The following is an 11,792-nucleotide window of genomic DNA, read 5'->3' on the forward strand; positions in this document are numbered from 1 at the left end:
GCTGGTGGGCGGCTGCGGGCTGAAGAGCGGTTCACCGATGGTGGACGACGTGTCGCCGGGCTCGGTCGGGCAGGGCGAGCCGCTCAAGGGCGCCACGCTGACGGTGACCTCGAAGAACTTCAGCGAGAACATCATCCTGGGCCAGATGACCGGCCTGGTGTTCAAGGCGGCCGGGGCGGAGGTCCTGGACCGGACGAACCTGCCGGGTTCGATCAGCGCCCGCGAGGCCATCATCAACGGCGACGCCGACGCGCAGTGGGACTACACCGGCACCGGCTGGATCACCTTCCTGGGCCACGCGGACCCGATCGTCGACCCGAAGAAGCAGTACGAGGCGGTACGGGACGAGGACAAGGGCAACGGGGTGATCTGGCTGCCGCCGGCCCCGCTCGACAACACGTACGCGCTGGCCATCAGCAAGAAGAACAACGCCAAATACAAGCTGAAGACCCTCTCGGACGTGGCGGCCCTCGCGAAGAAGGACCCGGGCGCGGTGACGATCTGTGTGGAGAACGAGTTCGCCTCGCGCGACGACGGACTGCCCGGGATGGAGAAGAAGTACGGGATGAAGATCCCGGCGGGCAACATCCGGAAGATGGACGCCGGAATCATCTACACCCAGGTCTCCGAGTCAAACTCCTGCCTGCTGGGCGAGGTGTTCACCACCGACGGACGCATCAAGGCGATGAACCTGGACGTCCTGGAGGACGACAAGAACTTCTTCCCCAACTACAACGCCTCCCCCGTCGTCCACGAGGCCACCTTCGAGAAGTACCCGGTGATCGCGGAGCTGCTGGACCCGCTCGCGAAGAAGCTGACGACCGAGGTCGCACAGACGCTGAACGCCAAGGTGGACGTGGACGGCGAGGACCCGCACGAGGTGGCGAAGGACTGGCTGGTGGCGGAGGGGTTCATCGAGGAGGGCTGAGTGACAAAGGTTCGTTGCAAAGATCTCGTTGCAAAAAAGTCTTGCAAAGGACTCTTTGCATCTCTACCGTCGAAGCATGACGGAGAACGAGAACGCCTCCCAGGGCGGGAACGCCCCTCGCCCCTACCGCCACGACGGCACCGACCGGAGGATCCACAACGTCGACGCCCGCACCCTGCGCGCGGTCGCGCACCCTCTACGGCTCCGACTACTGAACACACTGCGGGAGTTCGGCCCGGCCACCGCATCCAAGCTCGGCGAGCGGCTGGGCGAGTCCAGCGGAGCGACCAGCTACCACCTGCGCCAGCTGGCGGAGAGCGGCATGGTCGAGGACGCCCCGGAGCTGGGCAAGGGCCGTGAGCGCTGGTGGCGGTCGGTGCACGACGGCTCGCTGTTCAACGCCGCGGACTTCAAGGCGCACGCCGACCCGGAGGTGCGCGGGGCCATCGACTTCGTCCTGCACGAGACGGCCACCGTCCACGCCCAGGAGCTGAACACCTGGCTGGGCACGGTGGGCGACTGGTCGGAGGAGTGGCAGCGGAGCTGGGACCTGAGCGACTTCAAGATCCGCCTCACCCCGGAACTCGCGCTGGAGCTGTCCACGAAGATCCACGAACTGGTGGAGAGCTACCGCGACGTCGTCCCCGAGGACACCGAGGGCTCGGCCGTCGTCCGCACCCATCTGCACACGTTCCCGCGCCCCTCCGAATGACCGGGCCGCACACCGTAGCTCCCCACACTCCCCGAACTCCCCACCACCCGAAGGGAAGCCCGTTATGCACGCCGACGTCCACCACCTCCTGCACACGGTCGCATCCGCCGAACTCCACTCCAGAGCAGCCGAGTTCCGTCTCCCCCGCACCAGCCTGCGCACCCGGGTCGGCTGGACCCTGGTCGAGGTGGGCCTGCGGCTGACGACCCAGAGCCGGGAAGCGACCGCGACCGTGAACGCGCCGCGCGCCGCCGCCCTCCATCCGGCGTAACCATCGATCCGGGGGGACAGAACCATGGGGCACCGCACCCCGCTCGCCGCCACGCTCGCCGCCAACTCCATCTCCACCGCAGGCACTTCACTGACCCTGATCGGTGTCCCCTGGTTCGTCCTGGAGACCACCGGCAGTGCGGGCCGGGCCGGCGTCGTCGCCTTCTGCGCGACCCTGCCGATCGTCGTCGCCGCGCTGATCGGCGGACCGGTCATCGACCGGATCGGCCGCCGCCGGGTCGCCGTCGTCTCGGACGCCGTGTGCGCCCTGGCCATCGCCGCGATCCCGCTGCTGCACTTCGCCGGCGTCCTCGACTTCTGGATGCTGTGCGCGCTGATGGCGCTGAACGGCTTCGCCCACACCCCGGGCAACACCGCGCGCTACGTCCTGATCCCGGACCTGGCCGAGCACGCCGGCACCACGCTCGCCCGGGCCGCCAGCCTCTTCGACGCGGTCTCGCGCGGCGCCCGGATGGTCGGTGCGGCGCTCGCCGGGGTCCTCATCGCCTTCGTCGGCGCGGAGTCGGTCCTGCTGCTGGACGCGGCGACGTTCGGGCTGTCCGCCCTGCTGGTCGCCGCAGGGGTACGGGGCATCCGCGCGGCCGAGCCGCGGAAGGCGGAGACCCCGGTCTCCGTACGCGCCTACGGCACCGAACTCCGCGAGGGCTACGCCCACTTGTTCAGCAACCGGCTGCTGCTGTCGGTCGTGGTCATGGTGATGTTCATGAACGGCCTCGATCAGGGCTGGTACGCCGTACTGCTGCCCGTGCACGCCGAGGCCGAGCTGGGCGGCGCGGCCGACATCGGGCTGCTCACCGCGCTGTTCGGGGCGGGCGGGCTGACGGGGGCCCTGCTGTACGGGGCGGTGGGGCACCGCTTCCCGCGCCGGGCGGTGTTCACGGCCTGCGTGATCCTGTGCGGTGCGCCGCGCTACCTGGTCGCCGCGGTGACCGGGACGACGCTGCCGCTCGCGGTGACGATGCTGCTCGGCGGGATCGCGGGCGGCGTGCTGAACCCGATCCTGACGACGGTGATCTACGAGCGCGTACCGGACCGGCTGCGCAGCCGGGTCTCGGGGGCGCTGACGGCGGGCTGCGAGTTCGCGATGCCGCTGGGCGGGCTCGCGGCCGGGCTGCTGGTGGAGGGCGCGGGGGCGACGGGGGCGCTGGTGGCGATGGGCGGGATCTACTTCCTGGCCACCCTGAGCCCACTGGTGTTCCCGTCCTGGCGAACTCTGGACGACCAGGTGGTGGAGGAGTCCGGGCCCGTACCAGGCACGCCGGAGGCGGAGGAGGCCAAGGAGTCCGGAGAGGCCGGGAAGCCCGGGGATCCGTCCGTGCCGCCGCGGGTCAGCAGCTCGGCACCTTCCCGCCCGACTCCAGGGCCTTGAGCGAGCCGACCGCGTCCTTCAGCGTGGAGACGGGCACGATCCGCAACCCGTCGGGCCGCTCGGCCTCCGCCTGACGGCACTCGGCCTTCGGGACGAGGAAGACGGTCGCGCCGTCGCGGTGGGCGGCCTGGGTCTTCATCGACACCCCGCCGACCGCGCCGACCTTGCCGTCCGCGCTGATCGTTCCCGTACCGGCGATGGTGCGGCCGCCGGTGAGATCGCCGCCGGAGCCGTTGCCGTCGAGCTTGTCGATGATGCCGAGGGAGAGGAAGAGCCCGGCGCTCGGGCCGCCGATGTCGCCGAGGTCGACCTCGACCCGCAGCGAACCGGGTTCGCGGTCCAGGTAGTTCAGGGCGGCGTCGACGGCGACGTTCTGCGACTCCTTCATGTCGTCGAGGTTGTGCTTCTCGATCTCCTTCTCGGAGCCGCCGGTGGGGTAGACGGAGTCGCGCGGCATGACCGCCCGGTCGGTGCGGAACCAGCCGTCGATCACCTCGCCGATACGGACGTCCGCCTTGGGCCCGGTGGCGAGGATCGTCGTCATCCGCAGCTGCCCGTCGGTGGCCCGGGTCTCGGCGCCGGTGATGGTGATCACCGGCCGCCCGTCGTCCTTGCCGAGCACGTCCGCGGTCATGCCGGGCCGCGCCAGGGTGAACGGCAGCGGCGCGAGGGCGACCGTACCGAACAGGGCGAGGACGGGCAGCACGCAGAGGGCGAGGACGCGGGGGCGCGTGAGACGAGTGAGCACGCACCCAATCTAACCGGCGCACCCGACGGGAAACGCGCCAGGCGTACGCCGCCCGGAACGCTCCGGACCACGCACGCCCCATGCGCGTACGGACACCCGCCTACCGCAGCGCGTCGGCCACTTCCCGGGCGGCGTCGAGCACCCGGGGCCCGACCCGTTCCGGTACGGCGTCGGCGAGCATGACGACGCCGACGCTGCCCTCCACGCCCGAGACCCCGACCAGCGGCGCGGCCGCCCCGCTGGCGCCGGCTTCGAGTTCGCCGTGGGTGAGGGTGTAGCCGGGGTGGCCGTTCTCCGTGGTCTGGCGGGCGGACAGGATGGCCCGGCCCGCCGCGCCCCGGTCCAGCGGATGGCGGAAGCCGGCCCGGTAGGCGACGTGGTAGTCGGTCCAGGTGGGCTCGACGACGGCGACCGCGAGGGCGTCGCTGCCGTCGACGAGGGTGAGATGGGCGGTGGCCCCGATGTCCTCGGCCAGGGAGCGCAGCGCGGGCAGCGCGGCTTCCCGGACGAGCGGGTGCACCTGTCGGCCGAGCCGCAGCACACCCAGGCCGACCCGGGCGCGGCCGCCCAGGTCACGGCGGACCAGGGCGTGCTGCTCCAGGGTGGCGAGCAGTCGGTAGACGACGGTCCGGTTGACACCGAGTTTGTTGGACAACTCGGTGACGGTCAGTCCGTGATCGGTGTCGGCGAGCAGTTTGAGGACGCGCAGTCCTCGGTCGAGCGTCTGGGAAGTCTCCGCTGTCACGACGCCCTCTCCTCTTCGGGGTGAGCGACGACGGTCCTGCTCCGGCGGGGTTGCGACGCCGGTCCCAGCGGCGACGCACGGAGAGGCCGCCGGCCTGGCAAGGCACCGGCTGCGCTCCGCGGCGGCGTTGCCACGGGGCGTTCATATGGCGGGGACAGTAGCGAGCCGGTCCGCTCAGCGGAAGTCCTCGTCCAGAATCCGGTCTCCGGGCGCGGAGCCCCGATGCGGCCCTCGCATAAGGGCCGGTCAGCGGGACGACGTCCGGTAAGCGAACATCTACGCGCGTTCACGTGTCACGACACGGTCGGGGCAACGCGTCCACGGATGTGAACCATCGTTAACAGTGTGTGAACGGCCACCGGAGAAATTTCCCGGCGCCGCCGACCGGAAACGTCGCGGCGCCGCCCGAAAGTCCGCCCCGGAGGCCGGCCCGGAGACCGCCCGGCGGACCGCCCGGAAAAGCCGTCGGCCCGTACGGAGGAGAGAACCTCCGCACGGGCCGACTAGAACCGGAACGCCACCCGGCCACCGGGCCACCGGGCCACCGGGCCACCGGGCCACCGGGCACCGGACACCGGGATCACGTCATCCGGGATCACGTCATCCGGGTGGCCCACTCCTGGACCTTCGCGATCCGCGTCTGGATCTGGTGGGCCGTGGCCTCCGCGCTCGGCGGGCCGCCGCAGACGCGGCGCAGCTCGTTGTGGATCACGCCGTGCGGCTTGCCGCTCTGGTGGGTGTAGGCGGAGACCATCGTGTTGAGCTGCTTGCGCAGGCTGAGCAACTGCTTGTGGGTGACGACGGGCCGCGCCTCGGCGGGCTTCTCCAGGAGATCGGCCTCATCGGCCGGCTTCTGGCGGCTGTGCGCGATCTGCCGGCTCTGCCGCTTCTGGAGGAGCAGCTGGACCTGGTCCGGCTCCAGGAGCCCCGGGATGCCGAGGTAGTCCTGCTCCTCCTCGGAACCGGGGTGGGCCTGCATGCCGAACTCGGCGCCGTCGTACAGCACCCGGTCGAAGACGGCGTCGGACTCCAGCGCCTCGAACGGCAGCTGCTCCTCGGTCTCCTCGTCCTCCAGCTTCTCCGCGTCGGCGAGGAGCTTGTCCTCCTCCGAGAACGGGTTCTCCTCGTCGCTGCCCTTCTTCGGCTTGTCGAGCACGTGGTCGCGCTCGACCTCCATCTCGTTGGCGAAGTCGAGGAGCATCGGGATCGTCGGTACGAAGACGGACGCCGTCTCGCCGCGCCTGCGGGAGCGCACGAAGCGGCCGACGGCCTGGGCGAAGAAGAGCGGCGTGGAGATGGTGGTCGCGTACACGCCGACGGCGAGCCGCGGCACATCGACGCCTTCGGACACCATCCTGACCGCGACCATCCAGCGCGACTCGTCCGCGCTGAACTTGTCGATCTTCTTGGAGGCGGCCTTCTCGTCGGAGAGGACGACGGTCGGCGTCTCTCCGGTGACCTTCTTGAGGATCTTGGCGTACGCGCGTGCCGAGTCCTGGTCGGTCGCGATGACGAGCCCGCCCGCGTCGGGGATGCCCTTGCGCACTTCGGTGAGCCGCTTGTCGGCGGCGGAGAGCACATTGGGGATCCACTCGCCGGTGGGCGCGAGCGCGGTGCGCCATGCCTGCCCGATGGCGTCCTTGGTCATCGGCTCGCCGAGCCGGGCGGCGATCTCGTCGCCGGCCTTGGTCCGCCAGCGCATGTTGCCGCTGTAGCTGAGGAAGATGACCGGGCGGACGACGCCGTCGGCGAGCGCGTTGCCGTAGCCGTAGGTGTAGTCGGCGGAGGAACGGCGGATGCCGTCGTTGCCCTCCTCGTACGCGACGAACGGGATCGGGTTGGTGTCCGACCGGAACGGCGTACCGGTCAGCGCGAGCCGCCGGGTCGCCGGGTCGAACGCCTCCTGGCAGGCCTCGCCCCAGGACTTCGAGTCACCGGCGTGGTGGATCTCGTCGAGGATCACGAGCGTCTTGCGCTGCTCGCAGCGGTTGCGGTGCAGCATCGGGCGGACGCCGACACCCGCGTAGGTGACGGCGACCCCGTGGTACTCCTTGCTGAGCGGGCCGGCGCTGTAGTCGGGGTCGAGCTTGATCCCTATCCGAGCGGCCGCCTCCGCCCACTGCTTCTTGAGGTGCTCGGTCGGGGCGACGACGGTGATCTGCTGGACGACATGGTGGTGCAGCAGCCACGACGCGAGCGTCAGCGCGAACGTGGTCTTGCCGGCGCCGGGCGTCGCGACGGCGAGGAAGTCGCGCGGCTGCTCCTGGACGTACCTCTCCATGGCGCCCTGCTGCCAGGCTCGCAGCTTGCCGGCGGTGCCCCAGGGGGCGCGGCCGGGAAAGGCGGGTGAGAGGTGGTGGGAGGCGGTGGTAGTAGTCACGGTCTCCGGTTCGGGGCTCTCGGGTACGTGGGTCGCTGCCGACCCCGGACCGGTCCCGTAGGCCCCGGCCCGCGATACGACAACCGGGCCACCTTACCGGGGGCCCGGTGGAAACCCGGTACGAACGAGCCGCGCCGAGGTCCGACGAGACGGCGCTCACATCGCGTCGACGACCAGGCCCGGAGTGCCGGGGAAGATCACTTCCCCCGGGTCCCGACGACGACCCTCGTCGCCACCCAGGCCCCCACCGCCGCCACCCCCGCCATCGGCAGGAACACGGCGGCGAACGCGCCCGGGTGCGAGCCGGAGGCCCCCGCCTCCACCGCCCCGTGCGCGGCCGCGCCCAGGGCCTTGCCGCCGAGGGCCGCGAAGGCGGCACCGCCCATGGCCAGCAGCAGCACGTTGGAGAGCCCGTCGGAGATCTGGAGCGCGGCGGAGTTGGAGCCCGCCTCCTCCGGCGCCGAGAGCTTCAGCAGCAGCACGCTGGTGGAGGCGATCACCATGCCCATCCCGAAGCAGCCGAAGGCCCAGGCGACGGCGACGGTCCAGACCGGGACCCCGTCGATCAGCACGGAGGGCGCGACGGCGATCGAGGCGGCGACGAGCACCATGCCGCTGACCATCAGCCGCTCGCGGTGCGCTTCCATACGCGGCCGGGACTGTACGTACGAGCCGAGCGCCCAGGTCGCCCCGCCCACGGCCAGCGAGAGCCCGGCCATCGTCGGCGACAGCCCGCGCTGGGTGACCAGCATCAGCGGCACGAAGGACTCGGCGGCGATGAACGACCCGGCGGCGACCCCGCGCAGCAGGACCACCGAGGGCAGCCCGCGCCCCGCCCGTACGGTCCCGGCGGGCAGCAGTCCGCGGACGGCGGGCACCAGCAGGGCGACGCCGAGGGCGGCCGGCAGGAGGGCGAGCCAGTTCAGCTCCTGCCCCGCGTACTGGAGCAGCCCCGCCCCGGCCGAGATCCCGAGGGCCAGCCGGATCCTGCGGCGGTCGTACGGCTCGGAGGCGGCGGCCGGATCCGCGGGCCCGGAAGCGGTGCGCCGGATCGCCGGGAGGGCCAGGGCGAGCGGGATCACGATCAGCACAGGAATGCCGACGAAGACCCAGCGCCAGCCGAGGTGCTCGGTCACCGTCCCGGAGGCGAGCGGCCCGACGACGGAGGGGATCACCCAGCTCGCGGCGAAGGCGGCCAGGATCGCGGGCCGGATGCGCTCGGGGTAGGCACGCCCGATGACGACGTACAGGGCGACGATCACCAGTCCGCCGCCGAGGCCCTGGACCGCCCGCCCGGCGATGAAGATCCACATGCTGGAGGCCGCCCCGGAGAGCAGCAGACCGGCGCCGAACGCGGTGATCCCGGTGGCGAGCGGCTGGAGCGGCCCGCGCCGGTCGGCCCACTGCCCGGAGAGGACCATGGCGAAGAGGCTGGTGGTGAAGTACGCGGAGAAGGCGAACGCGTACAGCGGGATGCCGTTCAGCTCACGGGCCGCCACCGGCATGGCCGTGCCGACCGCCGTGGCCTCGAACGCGATGAGGAACACCACGGAGACGATGCCGATGCTCAGCGCCCGGTAGGTGCGCCCGAGAACTCCTTCGACGGCCGCCAGGGGCACGTCGGACAACGGGTCCGGGGAGTGATCGTCGGTCGCGGGCGGCGTGAGGCGGGCGGCATCGGTGCCGTCGCGCGGTTCGAGGGCGGTCATGGCCTCAGCGTAAGGGGCATGGGCCGGTTTGAACCCTGTCGATGTACGGTCCCGGGCTCGGCCCTTGGTCGTAGGCCTCGGGCCCCGGGTATGAACGGCGTATGGCAGTCGCGTTGCGGCCGGGCCGGATTCCTTGAGGCGAGGACGGGCGCCCCGTAGCGTCGTAGTCAGCAAAAGAACAACGAAAACAAAAGAACACCCACACCCGACCGTGTGCCCGAGAGGCTCAGGGGCTCGACTGCAACTCGAGTTACACCGGTTCGATTCCGGTCACGGTCTCCACCACACGGAAGTGGCCGCCCCCTTGTACATCTTGTACGCCGGGGGCGGCCACTTCCGCACGCACGTACAGCGCCGCCCCCGGCCCCACACTCAGCCCGTCTTCTTCAACGCCTTCATCACATCACGCATATCGGTGATCAGGTCGGCCCGGTACGCGAGCAGCTCGGGTTCCGGCGACCCATCCGGCATCTCCTCGCCGTCGTCCGCGTCGAAGTTCGTCCAGGCGGTCAGGGCGAGCGTCACGACCGCCCCGCCCTCCACCACCTTCAGCTGCATCACGTTGTCCTCCATGACCAGCAGATGGGCCAGGTCCCCGAGGTCCGGCACCCGCTCCACCTGCGCCACCGCAATGCCGTCGATCTCCGTCAGCGTGCTGCTCGCCTCGAATTCGGGTCGCGGGTCGGTCTCCTTGTGCAGTTCGGCCGTGACGGACGCCTGGTAGGTCGTGGACCACTTCGCCCCGTCCTCGCCGCCCTGCGCAGCGGCGTCCGCCGGGGTGAGGATGACGGTGCACCTGATGCGGTGGAGGGCCGGGTGCTCGATCCCGTCCAGTTCGGTCGCCGCCGGCTCGGACTCCGTCGCTCCCACCACCTCGGCGAGCGCGTTCAGCTCGATCGCGGCGCAGGAGTCGGACTCCACGCGGTACCCGTGCAGGTCCGGCTTCCGGTCGCCACCGATCCCGTACGCGAACACCACCGCCGCCCACACCACGGAAGCCACCAGCGCGCCGCCCACACCCCAGAGCAGCCCCGACCCCCGCCGCCGCCCGGTCTCGGGCTCCCGATCGAACCCGCTCACCACGTCCGGGGGCGCGCCCGGCCCGCCCTCCCCCACCAACTCCGGCTCGGAAATCACCCCGGCACCTCCCCCTGGTCAACGGTTACGGTACCGGCCACCACCTCGCCGCCAAACGCCTCGTCACGCGGGATCGAGTACCGGCCGGGCCGCCAGCCCACCGTCGTTCTCGCAGCCCAACTCCTTCGCCATGGCAAGGGCGAAGGAATGGGCGACGGTCGCGTAGGCGTCCTTCAACTTCTCCGGATCACCTTCGGGGTCCTCGGGCGACCAGCGCTCCACACCGAGTCTGATGCGAGCCGGTGTGGAGCCAGGCAATTTCTCGCTCCGGCAGGCGAACCGGACAACACCGGCGTCCGGAGCGGCCAGGGCCTGCTCCCCCATCGGAAGCACCCTGAACTCCGGAGCAGGTTCACCCTCCGGCGTGCCCCATACCAGATCCCAGGTGACCTCCAGCCGATCGCTCGGGACGGAGTTCACCGCGTACACGTGGCAGATGTCCCCGTCATCGGCGGCGGGGGAAGCGTACGCCTCGCTCAATGACCTTGCGGCGTATGCGACGGTGGACCTCTCGTCCGAGCTCTCAAACATTGACGTCCCCGTGATCACCTTTAGCAATTCGGCCGCCTCGACGGAGTTGGCGGCGCCACCGCAGAATTCCATCGGCTCTGCGGACCGCTCATGCGTCGCGTCGGCGCGCCCAACGTACGTACAGCCGCCGTCGCTGCTGCTGCTGCTGCTGCTGCTGCTGCTGCTGCTAAAGGCAACAGGATGAACGCGCACGCGAAACCGAGGCGGCTAGGACTGAAAGTTCCGCTCACACGGATGCCGGCTGTGCGGAAGGAACAACAGGGGGCTTCGTACAATCCATCTCTGCGACGACCGACCGAGCGAACGCACTGAGCAGCTCCCACCGGAGCTCCGCTCCTGGACTCAGTCCTCTCACGTCGAACTGAACCGGCAGATCGGTGGGTTGGGAGGCGATCGTGCCGCGTACGGCGCATCCCGCGATCAACCGCATGTGGGCCGGGCCAGGTTCCGGTTCCACGTAAACCGAATCGTTCACCTGGCGCCACGTCCGGCCGATCTCCGGGCTGTTTGCTTCGACGGCCGTCAACCGGTCCGCCCTGTGCGACATCGTCATCAGGAGTCGATCTCTGCCGGGCGGCTGACCGGTGGAAGCTGCCGCAGCCCCCGGTCCAGCTTCTTGGGGAGACCGGCGTCGTCCTCGCACTCCAGCTTCTCGGCTACCGCCAAAGACGCGGAGTGGACAATTTCAAGGTTGTCCATCAAGTTCTCCAGAGCATCACCTCGGTCGCGGGCTTCGCTCAGTCCTCCGTAGATCCGTGCCGGGTGGTTCTTCGAGCCATCGAGTTGCGGGCTGACGCATTCAAAATAGATGCCGGCCGATCGGACGTTGGCTACCGCTTCCTTGCCCAACGAGAACCGCTTCGCCCCCTCAGGGTTCCCTGGGTAGTTGACGTCCTGTGGAGCATATATATGGAAAGCCAAGACCGTCTCTTCACCATTGCGGCTCCACTTCGTAGCCATCTCGCAAAGATCCTCTCTTGGCGACCAGCTACGGCCGGAGGCATACCCCTTCTCGATCTTTTCGATGAGCCGATTCATGCCACCACCCGCTCGCCGCTCGAAGGACGTCGCGCCCGTCACAGTCTCCACCGTCTTCTCCAGGCCACCCGCGAACACCCCCTCGCACACTTCCGCCGCATTGACGTACGGCGACTGAGGCTCTGGGTCCGATGAGCATGCGGTAACACAGACGGCCAAGAGCAGGCCGACGATCAGATTATTTCTGATTCGGTTCACACCCAT

At 70.0% G+C, this 11,792-nt stretch carries 12 protein-coding genes and 1 tRNA gene; 6 read left to right on the forward strand and 7 right to left on the reverse strand.

Annotation, left to right across the window (positions count from 1 at the left end; all coding sequences use genetic code 11):
• The first annotated feature begins 37 nt into the window (after positions 1 to 37).
• The 4 genes from KV381_RS12765 (at position 38) to KV381_RS12780 (ending at position 3,300) form a co-directional block, all read left to right on the forward strand.
• Positions 38 to 928 (forward strand): glycine betaine ABC transporter substrate-binding protein, encoded by an 891-nt coding sequence (locus KV381_RS12765; RefSeq protein ID WP_249627173.1) that lies wholly within the window; start codon positions 38 to 40, stop codon positions 926 to 928.
• A gap of 76 nt (positions 929 to 1,004) precedes the next feature.
• The gene (locus KV381_RS12770; RefSeq protein ID WP_218785235.1) at positions 1,005 to 1,640 is read left to right on the forward strand and encodes a winged helix-turn-helix domain-containing protein; all 636 of its coding nucleotides are present in this window, start codon (positions 1,005 to 1,007) and stop codon (positions 1,638 to 1,640) included.
• A 64-nt stretch (positions 1,641 to 1,704) separates the two neighbouring features.
• Positions 1,705 to 1,911, forward strand: a complete 207-nt coding sequence (locus tag KV381_RS12775; RefSeq protein ID WP_218785236.1) for a hypothetical protein — start codon at positions 1,705 to 1,707, stop codon at positions 1,909 to 1,911.
• A gap of 24 nt (positions 1,912 to 1,935) precedes the next feature.
• Positions 1,936 to 3,300: an MFS transporter gene (locus KV381_RS12780; protein WP_218785237.1), complete on the forward strand. Its 1,365-nt coding sequence runs from the start codon at positions 1,936 to 1,938 to the stop codon at positions 3,298 to 3,300.
• Here the strand turns inward: KV381_RS12780 and KV381_RS12785 are convergent.
• The 4 genes from KV381_RS12785 to KV381_RS12800 all read right to left on the reverse strand — a co-directional run bounded on the left by KV381_RS12785 (position 3,260) and on the right by KV381_RS12800 (position 8,882).
• Complete coding sequence (locus tag KV381_RS12785) at positions 3,260 to 4,048, reverse strand: S16 family serine protease (RefSeq protein ID WP_218785238.1); 789 nt, start codon at positions 4,046 to 4,048, stop codon at positions 3,260 to 3,262. The genes KV381_RS12780 and KV381_RS12785 overlap by 41 nt on opposite strands.
• Before the next feature lie 100 nt (positions 4,049 to 4,148).
• Complete coding sequence (locus KV381_RS12790; protein ID WP_030087587.1) at positions 4,149 to 4,793, reverse strand: IclR family transcriptional regulator; 645 nt, start codon at positions 4,791 to 4,793, stop codon at positions 4,149 to 4,151.
• A gap of 595 nt (positions 4,794 to 5,388) precedes the next feature.
• Positions 5,389 to 7,173 carry a DEAD/DEAH box helicase gene (locus tag KV381_RS12795; RefSeq protein ID WP_193463315.1) on the reverse strand — a complete coding sequence of 595 codons (1,785 nt, stop codon included), beginning with the start codon at positions 7,171 to 7,173 and terminating at the stop codon, positions 5,389 to 5,391.
• 197 nt (positions 7,174 to 7,370) lie between these two features.
• The gene (locus tag KV381_RS12800; RefSeq protein WP_030628964.1) at positions 7,371 to 8,882 is read right to left on the reverse strand and encodes an MFS transporter; all 1,512 of its coding nucleotides are present in this window, start codon (positions 8,880 to 8,882) and stop codon (positions 7,371 to 7,373) included.
• A 207-nt stretch (positions 8,883 to 9,089) separates the two neighbouring features.
• Between KV381_RS12800 and KV381_RS12805 the strand changes: the two genes are divergently transcribed.
• Positions 9,090 to 9,164: transfer RNA gene (locus KV381_RS12805), tRNA-Cys, on the forward strand.
• Between the two features lie 90 nt (positions 9,165 to 9,254).
• Here the strand turns inward: KV381_RS12805 and KV381_RS12810 are convergent.
• Together KV381_RS12810 and KV381_RS12815 are read right to left on the reverse strand one after the other, a co-directional pair.
• A complete protein-coding gene (locus tag KV381_RS12810; protein WP_103538083.1) occupies positions 9,255 to 10,019 on the reverse strand; it encodes a hypothetical protein in 765 nt (254 codons plus the stop codon).
• A gap of 63 nt (positions 10,020 to 10,082) precedes the next feature.
• Complete coding sequence (locus KV381_RS12815; protein ID WP_256995058.1) at positions 10,083 to 10,343, reverse strand: hypothetical protein; 261 nt, start codon at positions 10,341 to 10,343, stop codon at positions 10,083 to 10,085.
• Positions 10,344 to 10,404: 61 nt separating this feature from the next.
• On the opposite strand from KV381_RS12815, the gene KV381_RS12820 reads away from it, so the two are divergent.
• Positions 10,405 to 10,734, forward strand: coding sequence for a hypothetical protein (locus tag KV381_RS12820; protein WP_218787361.1), 330 nt, complete (start codon positions 10,405 to 10,407; stop codon positions 10,732 to 10,734).
• A 368-nt stretch (positions 10,735 to 11,102) separates the two neighbouring features.
• Here KV381_RS12820 and KV381_RS12825 read toward each other — a convergent pair whose 3' ends face one another.
• Entirely contained in the window at positions 11,103 to 11,792 is a 690-nt protein-coding gene (locus KV381_RS12825; protein ID WP_146065417.1) for a hypothetical protein, read from the reverse strand.

The sequence above is a fragment of the Streptomyces sp. WY228 genome (assembly GCF_019287315.1).
GTDB classification, from domain to species: domain Bacteria; phylum Actinomycetota; class Actinomycetes; order Streptomycetales; family Streptomycetaceae; genus Streptomyces; species Streptomyces caviscabies.